The organism is Hyunsoonleella rubra, assembly GCF_042684665.1.
In the GTDB taxonomy this organism is placed as follows: Bacteria; Bacteroidota; Bacteroidia; order Flavobacteriales; family Flavobacteriaceae; genus Jejuia; species Jejuia rubra.
This window is the reverse complement of sequence record NZ_JBHULY010000006.1, coordinates 68,297-90,151: the sequence shown is the minus strand read 5'-3', so window position 1 is coordinate 90,151 and position 21,855 is coordinate 68,297. Positions and strand designations below refer to the sequence as shown.

The following is a 21,855-nucleotide window of genomic DNA, read 5'->3' as shown; positions in this document are numbered from 1 at the left end:
AAGTTGATGGCAGGTTATGGTATTATTAAGAATGTTAAGATTTATACCGTTTGTCTATTAATTTTGCAGGTTGTGGAAAAAGTACCTATGTTTACATTAAATAATAACCAAAAAACAAGCAGATGAAACATCTAATTACTATTCTATTTGTAGGGTTAATTAGCTTTTCTCTTAATGCTCAAGGCAAGGTTGCCAAGATTGAGTTTAAGGAAACTACTATTGATTATGGCACAATTGAAAAAGGATCAAATGGCGTGAGAGTATTTGAATTTACCAATACTGGAGAGGCACCATTAATCATATCAAAAGTAACTTCAAGTTGTGGATGTACCATCCCCAAAAAACCTGAAGATCCCATTATGCCGGGCAAAACAGGACAAATTGAGGTAAAATATGATACGAATAGAGTAAATCCTATCAGAAAGACCATCACTGTGATGTCTAATGCCGAAACCCCAACAGTAGCCTTAAAAATTAAAGGTTTGGTGGTTGACCCCAGCAAAAACAATGTTTTAGAAAAGAAAACCAAAAGTTTGGTGGAGCAATAAGAATCCAATTAATACTTTGACATAATTGAAAGCCCAGGCCAAGTACCTGGGCTTTTTTAGTTCAGTATATCCTTTAACTTAAAACTGTGCTCATACTTCTTTCCTTTGCGCTCCACCAGAAGCCTGATGAACTTTCCGTTGTCGTCATGAAACATTTGGGTAATTTCTTGTAAAGTATAGCTATGTGCTAATTTCCCATTTATTTTTATAATAATATCCCCCAACTTTAAACCTGCCAAAGCTCCAGGGGATCCCTCTCTCAATTCAACAATGGTATAAGCCGGTTTTAAATTCAGCCTATATTTGGTGTTAAGCACCACCTTGGCACTACTTGCCCTGGAATTATTGCCAATCGTTACACTATGGTCGTTATTATCCTTTTCCCTGACATACCTGTACCCCCCATATTCCAGCACAATACCGGACTTATTATAGAAAAATTTATTTCGGAAATACCCATTTTTCCTAAAAGTGATACGTTGCTGTTTATAATCGAGAATGATGTTAAACCGTTTTAAAATTTCGCCTGCCACAGTGCCATTTCTACCCTCCATTATTCTATCGTAACTAATCGACGTGGAATCGGGATAGGACACATTCACTTCTTTCATAATGAAACTATTCAAACTAAAACCATCAATTTTAGAGCGTTTGCCGTATACACTTCCGCTTAACCCATATCCCAGGAAATCCCGAAAGTAATTCGAGCCACATTTGATTCCCAAACTATCATTTTCAAACAACCAAATGGCGTCGCTTCCCCCGGAATCAATAAGCATTTTTACGGGAATTGCTTTTTTGTTTACCGTAACGTTGGCATGAATAAAGGGTTTGTTGTTATAAAACCCTAAGCCAAGTACCTCACAAGAATTGCAAGTTTTATACTCGTAACTTTCAGCATTGTAAAACTTCAAAAACTTACTGGAATAGTTTATTTCCACAACAAAATCCTTCAAAATATCATAACCGATGATGCCATTAATTGGTGCACCAAGCTTTGGAGCAAAATTCAAGCGAGAATCGTAAATGGCATATAAATCCTGATCTAGTTTTAGGGCATCACCAATTTTTATCACATTACCATCGGACTTCAATGCTTCTACCGATTCACCTTCACCGAGCCCTCTTAATATGGTAGTTTCTGGATTTTTCACCATTAAACTATCAGACATGTTTACGATATTGAAAATCATCGGTTTGGTAATCCCAGTGTCTAGTAAAAAAGAGAGTTCTATCCCGTTCACTTCCGCAGGGAACACTATCAAATTATTGATTAGCTGGAACCTAACCTTGGTTTCCCCTTTTTTGTTTTGAATAGTAAATCTATCCTTTTGAGCAGTACATATTCCTATGCAGGCTACTAGTAAAAGCGTCAAGTAAAGACGTTTATTCATTGTAAAATCTTTGGGATTTCTGAATTTCAATTTACAAATCTTTGGTATTCAGCCTGAATTTAGGCTCATTTTTTAAAATAATTTTAAGATAATTTTCTCAACTTTGCAGACCATTTAAACTAAAATGCCGTCAATATCACAAAAAGGGCGCAATATGCCCGAATCGCCTATACGAAAGCTGGTGCCCTATGCTGAACAAGCGGAGGCAGAAGGGAAACACATCTATTACCTAAATATAGGACAACCCGATATCAAAACTCCCGAAGTGGCTCTTCGTGCGGTACGTGAAAATGATGTGGAAGTACTATCCTACTCGCGTTCCGAGGGTTCCGATACCTATAGAAAAAAGATTGCAGACTATTATGCAGAGCATGATATTAGAGTATCCCATGCCGATATTATAGTAACAACAGGGGCTAGCGAGGCCATTGCTTTTTTGTTTGGAAGCATCATGGATCCTAATGACGAGGTGATTATCTGTGAGCCTTTTTACGCAAACTACATTGCTTTCGCTACCGCAGCCAGCGTCAAAGTAAAACCCATTATTTCCAGAATTGAAGATAATTTTGCACTCCCTCCTATTTCGGAATTTGAAAAGCTGATTACCGAAAAGACGAAGGCAATTATGATTTGTAACCCGGGTAACCCCACGGGATATCTTTATTCCAAAGAAGAGATTGCCCAATTGGCAGATTTGGTTAAAAGACACGACCTGTTTTTGATTTCGGACGAAGTATATCGGGAGTTCACTTATGATGGGCATTCGCACCATTCGGTCATGGAACTAGAGGGACTTGACGAGCATACCATTATGATCGATTCGGTTTCCAAGCGTTACAGCATGTGCGGTGCACGTATTGGTTGCCTCGTTTCTCGAAACAAAACCTTAATTCAGACCGTTTTAAAATTTGCCCAAGCACGCTTGAGCCCGCCCACTTACGCACAGATTGCCAGTGAGGCCGCGCTAGACACGCCATCTTCTTATTTTGTAAATATTAAAAATGAGTACATAAAACGAAGGAATGTCTTGATTGAAGAACTCAATAAGATCGAAGGCGTAATAGTTGCCACTCCAAAAGGGGCGTTTTATTGCATCGCGGAGTTGCCAGTAAAAAATTCGGACCATTTTGCACAATGGCTTTTGGAATCTTTCCATGTGGACAATGAAACTGTGATGGTTGCTCCGGCCGGTGGGTTTTATTCCACTCCGGGTATTGGACTGAACCAAATCAGGATTGCCTATGTGCTTCATAGCGAACGCCTGAAAAAGGCAGTCCAAATCATCAGGGAGGCTCTAAAAGTTTACAAGGAGGACTAATATGCAAATTGCAGAAAATATATCCTTAAAAAAATATAACACTTTTGGCATTGATATCGATGCGAAACATTTTGTATCCGTATCCGACGAAAACCAACTCAAGGATGTGCTTGCTCAAGAGGATTACCCTGAAAAACTGATTTTAGGCGGCGGGAGCAATATGCTGTTGACCAAAAATCAGGATAAATTGGTGATTCACGTTAATTTAAAAGGCATTTCGGTTATTGATGAAACCACGGATTATGTTTTGGTGAAAGCCTCTGCCGGTGAAAACTGGCACGAATTTGTGCTTTGGTGCCTGAAACATGATTATGGCGGATTAGAAAATCTTTCCCTAATTCCTGGTAATGTAGGGACCGCACCTATTCAAAATATAGGAGCATATGGGGTGGAGCTAAAAGACACCTTTGTCTCATGTGACACAATTGAAATTACTACGCAAAAGATAAGGACTTTTACTAAAGAAGATTGTGAATTCGGCTATAGAAACTCCATCTTCAAACAAAAGGCAAAGGGAAAATATATCATCACCAGTGTGATTTTTAAACTGACCAAACGCAACCATCAATTACATACTTCTTACGGGGCTATTACTTCGGAACTGCAAAACTTAGGTGTTAAAAATCCAACGATTCAGGATATTTCAAAAGCGGTTATCAATATCAGGGAAAGTAAATTACCCAACCCAAAAGAAATTGGCAATAGCGGTAGTTTTTTTAAGAATCCAGTGATTTCAAAAGTACATTTTGAAAAACTAAAATTGAATTTTGAAGCGATTCCGAGCTATCCAGTTTCTGATAGTGAAGTAAAAGTACCAGCGGGCTGGCTAATCGAAACAGCTGGATTTAAGGGTAAAACCTTTGGAAACTACGGCGTTCATAAAAAACAGGCGTTGGTGCTTGTGAACTACGGTGGTGCCAAGGGTTCCGATATTTTAAAACTTTCACAGCTTATCCAAAAAACCGTCAAACGTCTATTCGATATTTCCATTGAGGCGGAGGTAAACATTCTTTAATCGAATGAAACGGCAAATCTCTTCGGCGAAAACTAAGTTTTTTCAAAAAGAAAAATTAGAAATTTAGTTCCACTTCAGAAGGCGCTTTATAAGTCCAAGTAATTTTTTCATTTGGTTTTCGTTAATTTTCAAATGAAAAAATTCATGTACTTTTGACCCTATTGAGTATCAATTGATAGAAAAACACCAACTAAATTGATTTCAGACATCGAAAAAGAAATTGTAGGGCTACTTAAAAATAGCGATAAACGCGCTATTTCTTTGCTATATGAGTATTACGCGGATGCGCTATACGGTGTGGTGAAAAAAATTATTGTGGATGATGATACGGCGCAGGACGTGCTTCAGGAAAGTTTTGTAAAAATCTGGAGGTACGCCAAAAAATACGACCCTGAAAAGGCAAAATTGTTCACTTGGCTTTATCGTATCACCTATAATACGGCCATTGACAAAGTGCGTTCCTTGAAAAATAAAACCGAAAAGGAAGTCCAAATTGAAAGTTCTAGCGTATATAAGATTACGACGAACTCTTTGAACCAAGATGTGATGGATATAAAAAAGCATCTGGGCAGCTTGGACGAGAAGTATCAGATAGTGATTAATGCACTATTTTTTGAAGGTATGACACAACAGGAGGCTAGTGAAGAACTAGATATCCCGTTGGGGACAATAAAATCAAGATTAAAAATTGGATTGAGGGAATTGAAAAAAATTTACGATCCTTAATTAAACCAAGTCATGAATGCGAAAATAACTACTTTTTTGAATTCTGGCCTTTTGGAAAAATATCTGATAGGCAACACCAACTTTATGGAAACCCAAGAAGTTGAAGCTTACATTTCAAAATATCCAGAGGTTCAGAAAGCCTACAACACCCTGCAGCACAATTTGGAAATTGTTGCCAAAAGCAATGCTGTGGAAGCCCCTAAAAACATTCTAGACAATATTTTAGAGGAGTTGGACGACACCCCCGTAATAGCATTAAAGCCAACTAAAAAGTATAAAAAATGGTATCAATTTAGTGTGGCGGCCAGTATTGCGGCACTAATTTTTGCGGGAACTTCTTATTTGTTTTACAATCAAAACCAAAAACTGAACGATGAAAATCAGGTGGTGGTTGATGAAATATTTGATTTAAGAAGCGATATTGAAATGAACAATAAAAAGCTGGATGCGGTGATGCAACAGTTTAAGCAATTAAATAACCCTGACACTTATAAATACATTATGCAGGGCAATAATAGAGCTAGAAACCTGAAAACGGTAGCCTATATCAATCCAAAGGAAAAAACATCCATGATTGATGTGGTGTCTTTGCCACAATTGCCTGAAGAACAGTGCTATCAAATTTGGGCCGAACTGCAGGACCGAATGGTAAGCTTGGGTATTTTAACGGAATCTGACAGACAACTAAGAAGAATTCCGTTTGCGGAAAATGCGCTTAAATTGAATATCACAATAGAGCCTAAAGGAGGTAATCATATTGCTTCCGTTGAAAATACTGTTGCAGAAATTAGTTTGCAATAAACGTTATTATAAATAATAGCATCCAAAAATTGAAAAGCCTCTTCTGTATTAGAAGAGGCTTTTTCGTCGCTATTAATAACTCTTATTCAAGGTTATTTTTTTTATGTCTTATCGAAAAATGCTTTGTGAATGAATCCTGCAACAATGGCCCCTGCGATCGGTGCCAACCAAAACAACCACAATTGTGCTGTAAAATCACCACCTGCAAACAGAGCTTGGCTTGTAGAACGTGCTGGATTTACCGAAGTATTTGAAATTGGAATACTTATTAAATGAATCAAGGTCAATGCCAAACCAATGGCTATTCCTGCAAATCCCTTTGGAGCTTTTGGATAAGTGCTCCCTAAAATTATCAACAGAAAAAACATCGTGAGTACAAACTCCGTAATTAGCACGGACATCATACTATAACCTCCAGGCGACAATTCTCCGTAGCCGTTAGCGGCAAATCCGCCGATACCTGTAAAATCACCTTTTCCAGAAACTATCAAATAAAGTACTCCGGCCGCAGCAATGGCACCGATAACTTGGGCAATAATATAACCGACAAGCTCTTTGGCTTCAAACTTCCCTCCAGCCCAAAGTCCAAAGGATACAGCTGGATTAAAATGTGCTCCAGAAACATGTCCAACGGCATAAGCCATGGTTAAAACAGTAAGTCCAAACGCCAAGGAAACTCCCAGTAAACCGATACCCACCTCAGGAAAAGCGGCTGCAAAAATAGCACTTCCGCAACCTCCAAAAACGAGCCAAAACGTTCCAAAAAACTCAGCAAATAATTTTTTCATAATTAATATGTATTTAATTGGTTAGTATTAAAAAATGTAAGACATTAACAATGAGACACCTAAAAAACATAAAGGTCACTAGAATATAATTAATGAATTCAATTTCTTATAAATTTTAACAAAATCAGTATCTTTGCATAAATCATTTTCCATGAAACTTCTCTTAATCACTTTACTGCTTTTGGGCCTTGGTGTTGCTGGAATAGCCATCAAAATCTGGGCAAAAAAAGACGGGAAATTTGCCGGTACCTGCGCCAGTCAAAATCCCATGTTAAATCAAGAGGGGGAAGCCTGTGGGTTTTGTGGTAAGACCCCAGACCAATTTAGCGAATGTAACGAACCACAACATTCAAAATAATAAATGATTTTTCTGGATATTGCGCTATTTTTCTTCATTGGCGTTGTACTTATTCAAGTCATTTATTACCTGTATGTCTTCGGAAAGTTTGCTTTCCTTAAAGTTGAAAACAACAAATCATCCCAAAAAACTCCGGTATCAGTAATCATTTGTGCAAAAAACGAGGGGGATAACCTTAAAACATTTTTGCCTTCTATTTTGAAGCAGAACTATCCTGATTTTCAGGTGGTTTTGATAAATGACGGCTCAAAGGACGACACCCTAGAAGTTATGAAAACTTTTGCGTCTTCCAATCCTAAAATTAAGGTGGTTGATGTAAAACCTGTCGAAACTTTTTGGGGCAATAAAAAATATCCTTTAACATTAGGAATAAAAGCTTCAAAGCACGGCCTTTTATTGTTTACCGACGCGGATTGCCAACCAGTTTCAGAATACTGGATATCCGAAATGGTCTCCAAGTTCAGTTCTGAAAAATCCATTGTACTAGGCTATGGCGCCTATTCGAAAATCAAAAATTCATTTTTGAATAAGTTGATTCGTTTTGAAACACTAGTCACGGCCATTTCCTATTTTTCGTTTGCCAAAATGGGATTCGCCTATATGGGTGTAGGCAGAAATATGGCTTATACCAAAACTCAGTTTTTTGAGTCCAAAGGATTTATGGGGCATATGAACATTCGGTCTGGTGACGATGATCTTTTCGTAAATCAGTCGTCGACAAAAACGAATACCGCCATTTGCATATCAAAAAACAGTTTTACCGCCTCGCCTCCTAAAACTTCTTTCAAGGCCTGGGCGCTTCAAAAACGACGGCACATTTCTACGGCATCTTATTACAAAAAAGAACACAAATTTGCACTGGCACTTTTCTATATCACGAATGTACTATTTTGGCTATTGTCCTTTTTGCTTTTAGCCATATCCCATCTACCGCAATTCGTAATTGGCTTGATAGCTTTTAGAATAAGTATCCAATATCTAATTTACGTAGGCTCAACAAAAAAATTGGGCGAAAAAGATGTCCTTTGGATGCTACCATTTCTGGAAATCTTCCTAATTACCTTTCAAATGGCTATATTTATAACAAATATCATCTCAAAGCCCAACCATTGGAAATAAACGAAGCGATCTCTCGCGCAAAAAAGAACGACCAAAAGGCCTTTAATTATTTGCTGGATTTGTACTGGGACCATGTTTATGGGTTTCAGTTGAAGCGCATCCATAATGAAAACGATGCCGAGGATGTAACCATCCAAACCTTTTCCAGGGCGTTTGACCGGATAGAAACTTTTGACGAAAAATACACTTTCAAAACCTGGCTGATTACCATTTCAAAGAATATCCATATTGATTTATTGCGGAAGGAAAAAAACTCCATCAAGCACGTGATTTCCAAAGACGATAAAACCGTTCTTCAAATTTTGGACGAATCACCATCCGCCGAAGATAAATTGATTACGGAACAACATCTTGCCAAGTTGCTTCGCGATATCAAAAAGCTAAAGCCGCATTATCAAAAGGTAATTAATCTGCGCTACTTTCAGGAGTTGAGCTATAAGGAAATATCCGAAGAATTGGATGAGCCCATAAATAATGTAAAGGTGAAACTGCTTAGGGCAAAAAAGCTATTGGCGGAAATAATTCAAAACCCTAAATGATGCATAAACTAAAAGCCTTAGGCCCGGGCTTATTATTTGCGGGAGCGGCCATTGGCGTGTCTCATTTGGTGCAATCCACAAGGGCTGGAGCCGATTTTGGATTGGGGTTGATATGGGCATTAGTTTTGGTAACGCTCTTTAAATATCCTTTTTTCCAATATGGCCCGAGATATGCGACGGCCACCGGCGAAAGTTTGCTTGAAGGTTACAAAAAATTAGGCAAAGGGGTTTTACTAGCCTATTACATTCTCACCTTAGGCTCCATGTTTGTGATTCAGATGGCGGTGACCATTGTAACGGCTGGGATTGCTTCTTCATTGTTTATTAATTTTCAACCCATTTCTTTTGGTAGTCAAACAATTTCAAGTGTTCAAATATGGTCTATAATTATCCTTTTAATTTGTCTTTCACTTTTGATACTTGGAAAATATAAATTGCTGGATAACTTGATGAAAGTTATCATAATTACACTTTCCATAAGCACCGTTGTTGCGGTCGCTATGGCATTGTTCAACAATACCACTCCACTTTCACTAACCCAAGTATTGCCCGAAAACAGTTTGGAAATTACCTTTTTAATTGCCTTTATGGGCTGGATGCCTGCACCTTTGGACATTTCCATATGGCATTCCCTTTGGGCCATAGAAAAGAAAAAAGACCACAATTCCTTTTCAACTAAAAAAGCCTTATTCGATTTCAATATAGGTTATTTCAGCACTATTTTTCTTGGCATCGGATTTGTCCTTTTGGGAGCTTTGGTGATGTATGGTAGCGGGGAGACGTTTAGTAATTCCGCAGGGGTATTTGCAAGCCAGTTGATAGATATGTATACTACTAGCCTGGGGAACTGGGCCTACATTATTATTGGCCTCGCGGCTTTTACAACGATGTTCAGTACTACATTGACCACTTTGGATGCCTCTCCAAGGTCCATGGATAGAACAACGGAATTATTGATCAACAGACCTCTTAAATTTGGTTACATTTTTTGGATTATTTTATTGTGCATTGGCACGGTATGTATCTTTCTATTTTTGGCTTCTGAAATGGGTCTGCTTATTAAAATAGCCACCATCCTTTCATTTATGACTGCACCTTTCTACGCTATCATCAATTATCGACTCATTTCGAGCAAGCACACACCCAAACAATGGCATCCTTCCAGAAATCTGCACGTATTGAGTTGGCTTGGTATCCTTTTCCTTATTGGATTCAGCGCATGGTACCTCACGACTCTTTAAGCCCGTAATTAAAAGAATACTTCGTATCTTTGCTGTCCATTTTTTCAGCTTATGAAAACAGACGCAGTCTCCAATATATTACCAGAACGCCAAGGCAAACCAAAATGGTTGCGTGTTAAGTTGCCCACAGGAAAAAAATACACCGAATTAAGGGGTTTGGTGGACAAATACAATCTGAACACCATTTGTACTTCAGGGAGTTGCCCAAATATGGGCGAATGTTGGGGCGAGGGTACTGCTACTTTTATGATTTTGGGCAACATCTGCACCCGCTCTTGTGGTTTTTGTGGCGTAAAAACAGGAAGGCCAGAGTCCGTGGATTGGGACGAGCCAGAAAAAGTTGCCCGTTCCATAAAAATCATGAAGATAAAACATGCCGTACTGACCAGTGTGGACCGAGACGATTTAAAAGATATGGGTAGTATCATGTGGGCTGAAACTGTAAAGGCCGTGCGCAGAATGAACCCTGAAACCACATTAGAAACCTTAATTCCAGATTTTCAAGGTATTGAACGACATATCGACCGTATAATAGGAGTATCTCCGGAAGTAGTATCCCATAATATTGAAACGGTAAAAAGGCTAACAAGGGAAGTTCGTATACAAGCGAAGTATGAAAGAAGTTTGGGCGTTTTGAAATATTTGAAACAACAAGGGCAAAGACGTACCAAGTCAGGCATCATGCTTGGTTTAGGGGAAACGCGTGAAGAAGTTATTGAAACCTTGCATGATTTAAAAGCGCACGACGTTGATGTGGTGACCATCGGTCAATATCTTCAACCTTCTAAAAAGCACCTACCCGTTAAACGCTTTATTGAACCAAGTGAGTTTGACGAATTCAAGAAAATTGGGCTTGAACTTGGTTTTAGACACGTAGAAAGTAGTGCTTTGGTTCGCTCGTCATATAAGGCTCAAAAGCACATAAATTAGATAAAATGTGCAATTTATCGGAAAAAAAGTGTATTTTATCGAATAAATATTTATATTTGTCGGACCTATTTATACTAAAATGTCCCAAATAAAGCAATATATAAGCATATGCATTGTTTTAATGCTTGTGTCCTTCAGCTTATCGTCTCAAAATTCTATTGAGGATGACCCTGAAATCATACAGAATAACATCGACTATCGCGTAGAGCAATCTCAAAAGGATATTGCCAATTTCAAATATTTCGAGGCTCAAAAAACTTTGGATGAAGCTTTGGAACTAGCTCAAGATGCTAACCTGAAAAAAAGTATTGGTCTAATTTATTCCATCAAAGGCCGTTTACACCTTATTATAGAGGAAGAAGAAGATGCCATCCAGGTACTGAACAAAGCTGTTGAAATGCAACGCATTACCAACGATAATAAAAATTTGGGGCGTTCGTTTAAAACCTTTGGGGACGTTTACATGTCCAAGAAAAACACATATCAGGCATTGGACTCCTACAGGGCGGCCAAGTCAAAATTCCAAGAAGAAGAACTCAAAAAAGAATTGGCCGAAACCCTTCTTGCAGAGGGAAATGCATATCTGGAACTTAAAAATTTCCGAAAATCAAGAGAATTGATTGAGCAAGCCGTAGCGCTCTCAAGAAAGGAAGAATTCAATGATATCCTGAGTAGTGCCTTAATTTATCACGGGAAGGTATATCATGCCTTAAGCGATCCCGCCAAAGCTCTGGATTTCGCAAAAGAAGGCTTGGATATTGCCAAAACAAACGGCTATAGTAGCACTACCAATAGGGGCTATTTGGTATTGAGCAATATTTACGAAAGCACCCAAAACCATCAATTGGCAAATGACTACTTGAAAAAGCACGTTACCCTTTCCGACTCTTTACGCGCGGTGAAAAAAGCCAATTTATCCCCTGAAAAACGTATTCAATTTTTGATCAACGATCAAATAGAACATAACAAAAGACAGAAGGCTGAACTTGACGAAGCCAATAGCAAGAATGATTTAAGCACGCTAATATCTATACTAAGTGTGGCTTTGATTACCATTCTATCGCTACTCACCCTATCACTCTATAAGAATAATAATATCAGACTTAAAACCAATAATATGCTCCACAAGAAAAACAACGAGCTAATTATTGCTAAAGAAAAAGCTGAATTAGCCTCAAAAACAAAAGCAAACTTCCTTTCAACAGTTACCCACGAGCTCCGTACACCATTATATGCGGTAACAGGCCTCAGTAATATGTTATTGGATGAAGACCCCAAACCCGAGCAGATCCAACATTTAAAATCGTTGAAATTCTCAGGGGATTACTTGTTGACGTTTATTAACGATATACTTCAAATCAATAAAATTGAAGCCAATAAGGTTGAAATTGAACCAGAACCCTTTAACCTTAAAAAGAAAATCAACAATATTATCCTTGCTCTGAACAATCAGGCTTTGGACAACAACATCACCATTCATTTTGAATACGATAAAGATTTGCCCGAAAACTTCATTGCAGACCAATTGAAGATTTCGCAAATCCTAATTAACCTTATCGGAAACTCCATCAAGTTTACCAAAGATGGGGATATTTGGATTCGAGTGTATAAAATTGCTGAGGAAAACAACAATTACACGCTACGTTTTGAAGTGGAAGACAATGGTATCGGTATCACCAAAGAGAAGCAGGACAATATGTTTGAAAGCTTTTCTCAAGGTTCTATCCAGATTAACCGAAAATATGGAGGTACCGGCCTTGGACTATCAATCGTGAAAGGTTTGATAGAAATTTTAAAGGGTAATATTTACATGCAAAGCGAATTGGGGAAAGGCACCACCTTTTTCTTTGAAATTCCTTTGGAGTATAACGAAGCCTCAGAAATAGCTTCCAACAAAAAGGTGAAAAAATTAGATACCAAGCCTGCCAATCTAGACCTCAGTAGTGTAAAAATCCTTGTGGTTGAAGACAATAAAATCAACCAGATGATTACCAAAAAAATCCTGAACAAAATGGATTTATTTTGCGAAATAGTGGATAATGGCGAAGGGGCTGTGGATATGGTAAAAGCTAACAAGTATGATATTATTTTGATGGACATCCACATGCCGGGTATTAGTGGTATTGAAGCTACCAAGATTATACGTACGTTTGATAAAGAGCTCACCATCTTTGCATTAACAGCAGTTACTATTGAAGACAAAATGCACGAGTTTGAAGAAGCTGGATTTACCGATATTATTCCAAAACCGTTTAAACAGGAAGAGTTTGAGAAAAAGCTATTTAACGCATTATCCAGTAAGAATAACGCAACCGCTTAGTAAGACTTCAGATAGTTTTTGACTAAATTATCGAACTGTTCCGGCTCATCCATTGACACCGAAATAGGCAAATAGAATAATTTGCCCATTAAGCAATGGTAGTGTTTCAATCTCATAAAGTCTTTTTCGGTGGTCAAAATCATGAATTTTTTTTCCAGCAAAGCAATGTCCTTTTCAGTGAATTCGTGATGGTCATTAAAACTTAAATGCTCAAAACTTAATCCTTTTCGTTTTAAGTGATCCACAAGGGGCTGAGCATTGGCGATGCCAGTTACCAAGGTAAAACTTTCCAATTCTGTTAATTTCTTTTTTGATCTTTCGGAAAGCACCTCATCGGCATACCCTATCGAACTGAAAAAAACGGACTGTCCTTCTTTTGGCTTGATGCTATTTACAAATTGCGACTTTTCAGCCTCACTTAAATTCGGCGGACATTTTGTTACAACTATGATGTCAGCCCTTTGGGCTCCCCCTCTTGGCTCTCTTAAATCTCCGGTTGGCAATACAATATCCTTAAAATAAGGATTGTTAAAAGTGGTAAGTAAAATGTAAAATCCTGCCTTTACCTTTCGATGTTGATAAGCGTCATCCAGCAAAATGAGATTGGGCGGGTTTGATAGTTTTCTTAGCTGTTGTATGCCGTTCACACGATTACCATCAACAGCTACTTGTACCTCACTTCCAAATTTATGATAAAATTGATAAGGCTCATCTCCAATGGTCTGTGCAATGGCATCTTCATTGGCCAACTGAAAGCCTTCTGTCTTTCTTTTGTAACCCCGGCTTAAAGTTGATAAACTATTTTCATCTTTTAAAAGGCGAATTAAATATTCTATCATTGGTGTTTTTCCGGTGCCGCCAACGCTTAAATTCCCCACGCAGATGACGGGAAAATCAAAAGAAGTGGATGATTTTATGCCCCAATCGTAAAGTTTGTTGCGACACCATGTTACTATAAAATAAACCGGTACAATGGGGAACAATATTTTTCGAAGAAGCTTCATTTAAGCGAATGTATAATATTTTATCTTTGAAGCAAACAAATAAACCATGATTGTACAAGACGTCATTGACCATTTAGAAGCACTCGCCCCTCTCTCCTATGCCGAAGATTTTGACAATGTTGGGCTTTTGGTGGGTGACAAAAATGCAAAATTGACAGGAGTTTTGGTCACTTTAGACACACTTGAATCTGTTGTTGATGAGGCTATTTCAGAAAAATGTAATTTAATCGTCAGCTTCCACCCTATTGTTTTCAAAGGTTTAAAAAAGTTGACCGGTAAAACCTATGTTGAACGCGTGGTAATAAAAGCCCTTAAGCACGATATTGCTATTTACAGTATGCATACGGCACTGGACAATGCCTTTCAAGGGGTAAACAATATGATTTGCAATCAATTAGGATTGACCCACAAAAAAATTCTTATCCCACAAAGTGGCACCATCAAAAAACTGACAACCTATGTTCCAAAAAATGAAGCTGAAGCATTAAGGACTGCACTTTTTAAAGCAGGAGCTGGGGATATTGGCAACTATAGCAATTGTAGTTTTAATGTTGAGGGTTATGGCACGTTTAAAGGCAATGATGAATCCTCACCAACTATCGGTAACAAAGGTGAAACGCATACCGAAGCTGAAACTAAAGTCACTGTGATTTTTGCAAAACATTTGGAATCCAAAATACTTCGAACCCTTTTTGAGGCGCATTCCTATGAAGAAGTAGCTTATGAAGTGGTCACCATCGAAAATAAAAACCAGCAAATAGGTATGGGTATGGTTGGGGAATTGACCTCACCCTTGTCTGAAACTGAATTCCTAAGTTATCTCAAAGAAAAAATGAATACTGGTGTTATTCGGCATTCTTCACTTTTGGGTAAAACCATCCAAAAAGTTGCTGTTTTAGGTGGGTCCGGAAGTTTTGCCATTTCATCTGCCAAAGATTTGGGAGCAGATGCTTTTGTTACTGCAGACTTAAAATACCACGACTTTTTCACAGCCGAAAATCGCATACTTTTGACGGACATTGGCCATTACGAAAGTGAACAATTCACAAAAAATCTTTTGGTAGCTTATCTTAAGAAAAAAATTACTAATTTTGCAATCATTTTATCGAATACAAATACCAATCCCGTTAAGTATTTTTAAAGTATGGCTAAAAAGAATGAAGCTACCGTAGAAGAGCGCTTGAGAGCTTTATATGACTTACAACTTATAGATTCCCGCATAGATGAAATTCGAAATGTCCGTGGAGAACTGCCTTTAGAAGTTAGAGATTTAGAAGATGAAGTTGCAGGATTAAACATCAGACTCGAAAAACTGGTTAATGGTTTGGAGGTTATTGACAATGATATTTCTTCAAAAAAGAACCTGATTGAAGAATCTAAGGCTTTGATGAAAAAATATGCGGAACAACAGAAAAATGTTCGCAACAATAGGGAGTTCAACTCTTTATCAAAGGAAATAGAATTCCAAGAGTTGGAAATTCAATTGGCCGAAAAGCATATCAAGGAATTTAAGGTACAAATTGAGCAGAAAAAAGAGGTGATTGCTGAAACCAAAGAGCAATTAAAGGAGCGCGAAACCCACTTAAAGCACAAAAAAGGCGAATTGGATGCAATTTTGGCCGAAACGGAAAAAGAGGAGCAAGCATTACTTGCGAAATCTGATGAATACAAAACTCAGATCGAAGCCCGTTTGGTGTCTGCCTATGATAGAATCCGTAAAAATGTTAAGAACGGATTAGCCGTTGTACCAATTGAAAGAGGGGCATCAGGAGGTTCGTTTTTTACCATACCTCCACAAGTGCAAGTGGAAATTGCCTCGCGCAAGAAGGTAATTACCGATGAGCATAGCGGTAGAATTTTAGTGGACGCGACCCTTGCAGAAGAGCAAAAGGCAAAAATGGACAAGCTGTTTTCTAAGCTATAGTTCTTCTTAAAATATATAATTTGAACCCTAGTGATTTTATTGCTAGGGTTTATTTTTATATAATTTAATCGTGATATTGCAATATTCCAATTGTTTAAAACCTGAAAAAAAATCAAAACCGTTTAAGGTTTTGTATTTTTAGACGTCTATATAAAAGTAACTTTAGTATACATAAACATATCGCTATGAAAAATATCATCACCCTTTTTGTTTTAACCTTGTTATTTAGTTGCCAAAATGTGGCGCAAAATAGCAAGAAAATGGATGAAGTTAAAAACGCCCAGCCTGTGACCGTTTCCATAGAAAATGGTCTGGCCAAAGCCTATTTTGCCAGCGGTTGTTTTTGGTGCGTCGAAGCAGTTTATGAAAGTATTAAAGGTGTAAAAGAGGTGATTAACGGTTATTCCGGCGGCCACACAAACAACCCGACTTACGACACGAGTAATACGGGTCGTACCGGACATGCCGAAGCCGTCGAGGTTATTTATGACCCGAAAATTGTCAGTTTCGATATTTTAGTTGATGCTTATTTTGCGTCCCAAAACCCCACCCAGGTTAATGGACAGGGACCAGATCGCGGTTCACAATACCGCTCTATTATTTTTTATCAAAATGAAGCGCAAAAGGAAGTTATTTTAAAGAAAAAAGAAGCTTTAGCGAAAAAGCTGAACGCCACAATAGCGGCCGAAGTATATCCTTTTCAAAAATTTTGGGTAGCCGAAGATTACCACCAAAACTACGAACGCTTGCATCCCAATAATAGTTACATCAGAAATGTTTCAATCCCGAGGTTAAAGCGGTTTCAGGCTAAGTTCCCTAAGGAGCTTTTGAAGGAAACACATTAAGCTTTTTGGCATTCTGAACTCGTTTCAGAATCTCATACTAGTAGGGTGTAAGTTGAAATTTGATTATATAGATTTCTTCGCCTACCTTCGTTAATGCTGGATAATAGTGTTAATTTGTATAATGAATATAAAAGTAGCTGACAAAGTTGACCAAAAATCTTATGACAAAGTGGTCGAATTATTAGTGGAATATAATAGGAGTAAAACTAATCAGTTTAAAGATGAAATTAACAAACCGATTGAAATAATTGTTAGAAACAATAACGATGAAATAATTGGGGGACTTTATGGGCGTTCGATTTGGGGGACATTGGAAATAAAAACTTTTGTTGTTAAATCTGAGAACAGGAACAGTGGAATAGGGAAAAAATTAATTCTGGAAACTGAAAAAGAAGCGAAGAAAAGGAATTGTAGATTTATAAGTTTGGATACGTTTTCATTCCAAGCACCTGAATTTTACGAAAAACTTGGATTTGAAAAAATTGGAACCGAAACAGATTTCCCAAAAGGATTTGAAAAATATTATTATCGAAAAAAGATATAAATATTATTTCAACACCAAGGAAAAAACAATTATTAGTTCCTAGTTTGAGCGGACAATTTTTCAGATTTTCCTACGACCACTCCATCTTGTTTAGTTATTTATTTAATCACACAACAATATCTATACAAACATATTACCGAAATCCTCAATTCACTTCTTCCTCGCCCCCAAACAAAAAATCAAAGGATATAATTTATCCTTAGTTACATACATACCAGAATCTGTTTTTATCAAATTGGGCAATACGTCATAAGGGCTTTCGTCATATTCTTTTAAATACTCAATATGTAAACCTGCTTCGGTCAAAGAAGAAACTACTTCACCTAAACCGTGATTCCAACCATATTCTTTACTAACCATTTTTGAGTTTTCATCGGCGTAGGTGCCTTCATATTCTTCATAAATCACCTCATCTTGCATGTAACCATATTTAATGATGGAGTCATCCTGCAAATAATCAAACATCCAAACCACTGGGTGAAATTCTGCTATAAAAAAAATGCCTCCAGGTTTCAACCGTTCAGCAATCATTTTGCCCCAAGGTTTTAAATCTGGCAACCAACCTATGACACCGTAACTTGTAAAAACAATATCAAATTGTTCTTTTACATACTCAGAAGTATCCAAAACGTTACAGCATATAAATTTAGAATCTAACTTTAATTCTTCATTCAGTTCTTTGGCCAATTTAATACCGTCATCACTTAAATCTACACCGGTACACTTTGCCCCCATTCTACTCCAACTCAAAGTATCCTGGCCAAAATGACATTGCAAATGCAACAAAGACTTTCCCGAAACATCGCCCAAAGCTTCCAATTCATAAGGCATTAAAGAAGATTTGCCTTTTTTGAATGCCTCCATGTCATACATTTCACTTTTGGCATGAACTTTGACCTTATCATTCCAGGTTGACTTGTTGGTTTCGAAAAAGGATTGATTTTTATCCATAACTGTAAGCAAACGTCTATTTCACGACAAATATCGTAAATAAAGCAAACCGTTTTTTCCGCACACGCGTCTATATATATCTAAAGCGCCTCAATAATTATATTGAAGCGCTTTATCTTTTTTAGCACTTTTTTAACGGTTAACCTTTAAATTCTGCTTTTACGTGTGCCCCGTCGCAATAGGGTTTATTTTCAGATTTTCCACATCTGCAAAAGGCCGTAGTTTTATTTTTTGCTTCTGAAGAACCGTCTTTTGCTACTACTTTTAAAGTTCCATAGACCAGTAATGGACCATCCTCCAAAACCTCAACTTTAGTTTCCATGGTTTGCGAAGATTGGTCTTTTTCATCGTTCATATAATAACTCAAAGCTCCAGATGGGCATTGTTTCACCTGATTAATGATGGCCTCTGTTTCTGCCTCGTCCATTTTAATCCAAGGTCGCAATCTTGGTCGAAAAACTTTTGGCAACCCCTTAGCGCAAATAGCCGAATGGATACATTTACCGGCCTCCCAAACCACCGTGGTTTCACCGTTTGAATACTCTTTTATTTTCCCCATAGCTTTTAGTTTGTACTAAAGATACGAAAATTTCAATGTAATTTAAAGTCGCAATTTTGCACTTCTTCCTAAACATTTAATGCCTATTTTTGTGATACACCCAAAATCAAAATCATTTTGTCCGATTATAAATTAGGCCTTGAATACGCATTGGAACAGGATCGAAACGATGCTTTAAAACCTTTCCGAAATCAATTTCACATACCGAAAGACGAGGCAGGAAATGAAGTGATTTACATGACAGGCAATTCATTGGGATTGCAGCCCAAAAAGACCAAAGCTTATGTAAATCAAGAGCTGGAAGATTGGGCTAATTTGGGTGTTGAAGGCCATTTTGAAGCCAAAAATCCCTGGTTGAAATACCATGAATTTCTAACGGAAAATATGGCCAAAATTGTCGGTGCAAAACCCATTGAAGTTGTGGTAATGAATACCCTAACGGCCAATTTGCATTTCCTGATGGTATCGTTTTACCAACCGACCCAATCGCGCTATAAAATATTGATTGAAAGCGATGCATTTCCATCAGATAAATATGCTGTAGAATCGCAATTACGGCATCACGGTTTTGATGATGAAGAAGGCTTGGCACTTTGGAAACCACGAGAAGGGGAAGAACTGTTGCGTTATGAAGATTTAGAGACAATTTTAAAAGCTCAAGGCGAGGAAATCGCCTTAATTATGATTGGCGGTGTTAACTATTATACGGGACAGTTTTTTGATTTAAAGCGGATTACAGAATTAGGCCATCAATATGGTTGCATTGTTGGATTTGACTGTGCGCACGGTGCCGGAAACGTGCAACTGAATTTACACAACTCGGGTGCAGATTTTGCCGCTTGGTGTACCTATAAATATTTGAATTCTGGCCCGGGAAGTTTGGCTGGGTGCTTTGTGCACGAACGTCATGCCCATCGAAAGGATCTGAATCGGTTTGCAGGTTGGTGGAGCCACAACAAACAAACGCGTTTCCTCATGCGAGGCGAGTTTGACCAATTGCCAGGCGCCGAAGGTTGGCAGTTGAGCAATCCTCCTATTTTATCTATGGCGGCCATTAAAGCTTCATTGGATATTTTTGCTGAAGTTGGCATGGTAGCTTTGACAAAAAAATCTAAAAAGTTGACAGGCTATTTTGAATTTTTGTTGAAAGATTTGGGTGAGGACGTCATTCGAATTATCACTCCTAAAAATCCTGAAGAACGGGGATGCCAGCTCTCTATTCAGGTGAAGAACGCAGACAAATCCTTGCATGAAAAATTAACCCAAGCGGGTGTTATCAGTGATTGGCGCGAACCGGATGTGATTCGATGTGCGCCCGTACCGCTTTATAATTCGTTTGAGGATGCTTGGAGGTTGGTTGAGAAGTTGAAGCCCATCCTAACCTTCCCAAAGGGAAGGAACTAGTTACCATTAATGATGAATAAAAAGAAAATTATAGATACGAATGAGAAAGTCTTCCCCCAAGGGGAAGATTTAGATGGGGCTTCCCAGAATGTACTCATCATCGGCGCAGGTCTTTGCGGTAGCCTTTTAGCTCTGAGATTGGGCCAAAGAGGCTACAATGTCAATGTATATGAAATGCGCCCTGATTTACGAAAAGTAGATATTAGTGCAGGGCGCTCCATAAACCTCGCCTTTTCCGATAGGGGCAATAAAGCGATGAAACTGGTAGGCTTGGAAGACAATGTGAAACAGCTTTGTATCCCTATGCACGGGCGTATGATTCATGACACCCGTGGCAACACCTTTCAATCCAACTACAGTGGGCGAACCGATGAATATATCAATTCCGTCTCCCGTGGCGGTTTGAATGCTTTGTTGTTGGATGAAGCCGAAAAACACAAAAACGTCAACATATATTTTAATAAAAAATGTAAATCGGTCAACTTTGAAAAAACCACTGCCCGATTCAAAGATTATCATACCAAGGATGAGTTTGTAGAAGATGCCGATATCATTATTGGTACAGACGGAGCGGGTTCAGCCATGCGAAAAAGCTACTACTTGGGCAAGAAGTTTTTGTTCAGCTTTTCTCAAGCCTATTTAACCCATGGCTATAAAGAGCTCTCAATTTTACCCAAGAAAAGCGGAGGTCATAAAATCCATAAAAACGCCCTGCATATTTGGCCAAGAGGAAGTTTTATGCTGATTGCATTGCCAAATTTAGATGGTAGTTTTACCGTAACGCTATTTCTAAGTTATGATGAAGGCGAATACAATTTCAATAATTTGAATAGCGAAGAAAGGGTATTGGAATTTTTCCATAAGGAATTTCCGGATGCGCTGGCAGTAATGCCAAATTTGGTGGAAGACTTTTTTTCAAACCCAACATCACCACTAGGAACCATTAAATGTTCACCGTGGCATTATAAGGGCAATACCCTGTTGATGGGCGATGCAGCCCATGCTATTGTCCCATTTTACGGGCAAGGGATGAATGCCTCCTTTGAGGACGTGGTGGAATTCGATGCCATTTTGGACAAATATGAGGGCAATTGGGAAACGGTTTTTTACGAATACGAAAAAACAAGGAAAAAGGATACCGATGCTATAGCCGATTTGGCCATTGATAATTTCCATGAAATGAAAGACCATGTGGCCAACCCCATATTTCAGGAAAAGCGAAAAATAGAAATGGCTTTAGAAAAAAACTTTCCAAATGATTACTCTTCAAAATATAGTTTGGTTACCTTTAATGAGGATATGGGATACCGAGAAGCCATGCTAAAAGGGCGTGCACAGGATAAAGCCATTTTGAATATGGTTTCTGATGGCGAAATCACAAGCTCAGGTAATCTTGAAACGATTTTGAAAAAAGTTAAGGAAGCAACCGAAGCAATTTTGGAAGATGATAGAATTGCAGGGTTAGAAGCCCACCCCAACCCTCCCAAAGGGAGGGGGCGAGCTACAAACTAATGATAAATAAATTAA

Annotated in this window: 22 protein-coding genes; 17 read left to right on the top strand and 5 right to left on the bottom strand. The window is 38.2% G+C overall.

Annotated elements, in window-relative coordinates; all coding sequences use genetic code 11:
* Positions 1-122: 122 nt before the first annotated feature.
* The gene (locus ACFSR8_RS04690; RefSeq protein WP_380289549.1) at positions 123-548 is read left to right on the top strand and encodes a DUF1573 domain-containing protein; all 426 of its coding nucleotides are present in this window, start codon (positions 123-125) and stop codon (positions 546-548) included.
* Positions 549-604: 56 nt separating this feature from the next.
* Here the strand turns inward: ACFSR8_RS04690 and ACFSR8_RS04685 are convergent, their stop codons facing one another.
* Positions 605-1,942: a PDZ domain-containing protein gene (locus tag ACFSR8_RS04685; protein WP_380289547.1), complete on the bottom strand. Its 1,338-nt coding sequence runs from the start codon at positions 1,940-1,942 to the stop codon at positions 605-607.
* A gap of 124 nt (positions 1,943-2,066) precedes the next feature.
* Between ACFSR8_RS04685 and ACFSR8_RS04680 the strand changes: the two genes are divergently transcribed.
* The 4 genes from ACFSR8_RS04680 to ACFSR8_RS04665 all read left to right on the top strand — a co-directional run bounded on the left by ACFSR8_RS04680 (position 2,067) and on the right by ACFSR8_RS04665 (position 5,802).
* Positions 2,067-3,260 carry a pyridoxal phosphate-dependent aminotransferase gene (locus ACFSR8_RS04680; protein WP_380289545.1) on the top strand — a complete coding sequence of 398 codons (1,194 nt, stop codon included), beginning with the start codon at positions 2,067-2,069 and terminating at the stop codon, positions 3,258-3,260.
* Between the two features lies 1 nt (position 3,261).
* Positions 3,262-4,275 (top strand): UDP-N-acetylmuramate dehydrogenase, encoded by a 1,014-nt coding sequence (murB, locus tag ACFSR8_RS04675; protein WP_380289543.1) that lies wholly within the window; start codon positions 3,262-3,264, stop codon positions 4,273-4,275.
* A gap of 195 nt (positions 4,276-4,470) precedes the next feature.
* Positions 4,471-5,001, top strand: coding sequence for an RNA polymerase sigma factor (locus ACFSR8_RS04670; RefSeq protein WP_186558537.1), 531 nt, complete (start codon positions 4,471-4,473; stop codon positions 4,999-5,001).
* 12 nt (positions 5,002-5,013) lie between these two features.
* Positions 5,014-5,802, top strand: coding sequence for an anti-sigma factor domain-containing protein (locus ACFSR8_RS04665; RefSeq protein WP_380289541.1), 789 nt, complete (start codon positions 5,014-5,016; stop codon positions 5,800-5,802).
* A gap of 101 nt (positions 5,803-5,903) precedes the next feature.
* On the opposite strand, the gene aqpZ is transcribed toward ACFSR8_RS04665, so the two are convergent.
* The gene (gene aqpZ, locus ACFSR8_RS04660; protein WP_380289539.1) at positions 5,904-6,590 is read right to left on the bottom strand and encodes an aquaporin Z; all 687 of its coding nucleotides are present in this window, start codon (positions 6,588-6,590) and stop codon (positions 5,904-5,906) included.
* 151 nt (positions 6,591-6,741) lie between these two features.
* On the opposite strand from aqpZ, the gene ACFSR8_RS04655 reads away from it, so the two are divergent.
* The 6 genes from ACFSR8_RS04655 (at position 6,742) to ACFSR8_RS04630 (ending at position 13,097) form a co-directional block, all read left to right on the top strand.
* Positions 6,742-6,948, top strand: a complete 207-nt coding sequence (locus ACFSR8_RS04655; RefSeq protein ID WP_186558532.1) for a membrane or secreted protein — start codon at positions 6,742-6,744, stop codon at positions 6,946-6,948.
* Positions 6,949-6,951: 3 nt separating this feature from the next.
* Positions 6,952-8,067, top strand: a complete 1,116-nt coding sequence (locus ACFSR8_RS04650) for a glycosyltransferase (RefSeq protein WP_380289536.1) — start codon at positions 6,952-6,954, stop codon at positions 8,065-8,067.
* Entirely contained in the window at positions 8,058-8,606 is a 549-nt protein-coding gene (locus ACFSR8_RS04645) for an RNA polymerase sigma factor (RefSeq protein WP_380289534.1), read from the top strand. Before ACFSR8_RS04650 ends, ACFSR8_RS04645 begins: the two co-directional genes overlap by 10 nt.
* Entirely contained in the window at positions 8,603-9,847 is a 1,245-nt protein-coding gene (locus ACFSR8_RS04640; protein WP_380289532.1) for an NRAMP family divalent metal transporter, read from the top strand. Before ACFSR8_RS04645 ends, ACFSR8_RS04640 begins: the two co-directional genes overlap by 4 nt.
* Before the next feature lie 51 nt (positions 9,848-9,898).
* Positions 9,899-10,777 (top strand): lipoyl synthase, encoded by an 879-nt coding sequence (gene lipA / locus ACFSR8_RS04635; RefSeq protein WP_380289530.1) that lies wholly within the window; start codon positions 9,899-9,901, stop codon positions 10,775-10,777.
* A 79-nt stretch (positions 10,778-10,856) separates the two neighbouring features.
* Entirely contained in the window at positions 10,857-13,097 is a 2,241-nt protein-coding gene (locus tag ACFSR8_RS04630) for an ATP-binding protein (protein WP_380289528.1), read from the top strand.
* On the opposite strand, the gene lpxK is transcribed toward ACFSR8_RS04630, so the two are convergent.
* The gene (gene lpxK, locus ACFSR8_RS04625; protein ID WP_380289525.1) at positions 13,094-14,101 is read right to left on the bottom strand and encodes a tetraacyldisaccharide 4'-kinase; all 1,008 of its coding nucleotides are present in this window, start codon (positions 14,099-14,101) and stop codon (positions 13,094-13,096) included. The genes ACFSR8_RS04630 and lpxK overlap by 4 nt on opposite strands.
* A gap of 46 nt (positions 14,102-14,147) precedes the next feature.
* Between lpxK and ACFSR8_RS04620 the strand changes: the two genes are divergently transcribed.
* From ACFSR8_RS04620 to ACFSR8_RS04605, 4 genes are all read left to right on the top strand, one after another.
* Positions 14,148-15,242 carry a Nif3-like dinuclear metal center hexameric protein gene (locus ACFSR8_RS04620; protein ID WP_380289523.1) on the top strand — a complete coding sequence of 365 codons (1,095 nt, stop codon included), beginning with the start codon at positions 14,148-14,150 and terminating at the stop codon, positions 15,240-15,242.
* A 3-nt stretch (positions 15,243-15,245) separates the two neighbouring features.
* Complete coding sequence (locus ACFSR8_RS04615) at positions 15,246-16,025, top strand: zinc ribbon domain-containing protein (RefSeq protein WP_380289521.1); 780 nt, start codon at positions 15,246-15,248, stop codon at positions 16,023-16,025.
* Between the two features lie 185 nt (positions 16,026-16,210).
* Positions 16,211-16,870, top strand: coding sequence for a peptide-methionine (S)-S-oxide reductase MsrA (msrA, locus tag ACFSR8_RS04610; protein ID WP_380289519.1), 660 nt, complete (start codon positions 16,211-16,213; stop codon positions 16,868-16,870).
* Between the two features lie 121 nt (positions 16,871-16,991).
* Positions 16,992-17,414: a GNAT family N-acetyltransferase gene (locus tag ACFSR8_RS04605; RefSeq protein ID WP_380289517.1), complete on the top strand. Its 423-nt coding sequence runs from the start codon at positions 16,992-16,994 to the stop codon at positions 17,412-17,414.
* A gap of 150 nt (positions 17,415-17,564) precedes the next feature.
* Here ACFSR8_RS04605 and ACFSR8_RS04600 read toward each other — a convergent pair whose 3' ends face one another.
* Positions 17,565-18,365 carry a class I SAM-dependent methyltransferase gene (locus tag ACFSR8_RS04600; protein ID WP_380289515.1) on the bottom strand — a complete coding sequence of 267 codons (801 nt, stop codon included), beginning with the start codon at positions 18,363-18,365 and terminating at the stop codon, positions 17,565-17,567.
* 139 nt (positions 18,366-18,504) lie between these two features.
* Positions 18,505-18,924 carry a (4Fe-4S)-binding protein gene (locus ACFSR8_RS04595; RefSeq protein WP_380289513.1) on the bottom strand — a complete coding sequence of 140 codons (420 nt, stop codon included), beginning with the start codon at positions 18,922-18,924 and terminating at the stop codon, positions 18,505-18,507.
* Positions 18,925-19,041: 117 nt separating this feature from the next.
* Here ACFSR8_RS04595 and kynU point away from each other — a divergent pair, with 117 nt between their 5' ends.
* Positions 19,042-20,328 carry a kynureninase gene (kynU, locus tag ACFSR8_RS04590; protein WP_380289511.1) on the top strand — a complete coding sequence of 429 codons (1,287 nt, stop codon included), beginning with the start codon at positions 19,042-19,044 and terminating at the stop codon, positions 20,326-20,328.
* Positions 20,329-20,340: 12 nt separating this feature from the next.
* Positions 20,341-21,840: an FAD-dependent oxidoreductase gene (locus tag ACFSR8_RS04585; protein ID WP_380289717.1), complete on the top strand. Its 1,500-nt coding sequence runs from the start codon at positions 20,341-20,343 to the stop codon at positions 21,838-21,840.
* The last annotated feature ends 15 nt before the right edge of the window (positions 21,841-21,855 follow it).

What these genes read in the sequence shown, in the direction of transcription:
- ACFSR8_RS04600 (WP_380289515.1), bottom strand. Translation starts at nt 18,365, where the DNA reads ATGGATAAAAATCAATCCTTTTTCGAAACCAACAAGTCAACCTGGAAT.
- lipA (WP_380289530.1), top strand. Translation starts at nt 9,899, where the DNA reads ATGAAAACAGACGCAGTCTCCAATATATTACCAGAACGCCAAGGCAAA.
- ACFSR8_RS04685 (WP_380289547.1), bottom strand. Translation starts at nt 1,942, where the DNA reads ATGAATAAACGTCTTTACTTGACGCTTTTACTAGTAGCCTGCATAGGA.
- ACFSR8_RS04650 (WP_380289536.1), top strand. Translation starts at nt 6,952, where the DNA reads ATGATTTTTCTGGATATTGCGCTATTTTTCTTCATTGGCGTTGTACTT.
- ACFSR8_RS04665 (WP_380289541.1), top strand. Translation starts at nt 5,014, where the DNA reads ATGAATGCGAAAATAACTACTTTTTTGAATTCTGGCCTTTTGGAAAAA.
- msrA (WP_380289519.1), top strand. Translation starts at nt 16,211, where the DNA reads ATGAAAAATATCATCACCCTTTTTGTTTTAACCTTGTTATTTAGTTGC.
- ACFSR8_RS04640 (WP_380289532.1), top strand. Translation starts at nt 8,603, where the DNA reads ATGATGCATAAACTAAAAGCCTTAGGCCCGGGCTTATTATTTGCGGGA.
- ACFSR8_RS04655 (WP_186558532.1), top strand. Translation starts at nt 6,742, where the DNA reads ATGAAACTTCTCTTAATCACTTTACTGCTTTTGGGCCTTGGTGTTGCT.
- murB (WP_380289543.1), top strand. Translation starts at nt 3,262, where the DNA reads ATGCAAATTGCAGAAAATATATCCTTAAAAAAATATAACACTTTTGGC.
- ACFSR8_RS04585 (WP_380289717.1), top strand. Translation starts at nt 20,341, where the DNA reads ATGAATAAAAAGAAAATTATAGATACGAATGAGAAAGTCTTCCCCCAA.
- ACFSR8_RS04690 (WP_380289549.1), top strand. Translation starts at nt 123, where the DNA reads ATGAAACATCTAATTACTATTCTATTTGTAGGGTTAATTAGCTTTTCT.
- ACFSR8_RS04630 (WP_380289528.1), top strand. Translation starts at nt 10,857, where the DNA reads ATGTCCCAAATAAAGCAATATATAAGCATATGCATTGTTTTAATGCTT.
- ACFSR8_RS04595 (WP_380289513.1), bottom strand. Translation starts at nt 18,924, where the DNA reads ATGGGGAAAATAAAAGAGTATTCAAACGGTGAAACCACGGTGGTTTGG.
- lpxK (WP_380289525.1), bottom strand. Translation starts at nt 14,101, where the DNA reads ATGAAGCTTCTTCGAAAAATATTGTTCCCCATTGTACCGGTTTATTTT.
- ACFSR8_RS04620 (WP_380289523.1), top strand. Translation starts at nt 14,148, where the DNA reads ATGATTGTACAAGACGTCATTGACCATTTAGAAGCACTCGCCCCTCTC.
- ACFSR8_RS04615 (WP_380289521.1), top strand. Translation starts at nt 15,246, where the DNA reads ATGGCTAAAAAGAATGAAGCTACCGTAGAAGAGCGCTTGAGAGCTTTA.
- aqpZ (WP_380289539.1), bottom strand. Translation starts at nt 6,590, where the DNA reads ATGAAAAAATTATTTGCTGAGTTTTTTGGAACGTTTTGGCTCGTTTTT.
- ACFSR8_RS04605 (WP_380289517.1), top strand. Translation starts at nt 16,992, where the DNA reads ATGAATATAAAAGTAGCTGACAAAGTTGACCAAAAATCTTATGACAAA.
- ACFSR8_RS04680 (WP_380289545.1), top strand. Translation starts at nt 2,067, where the DNA reads ATGCCGTCAATATCACAAAAAGGGCGCAATATGCCCGAATCGCCTATA.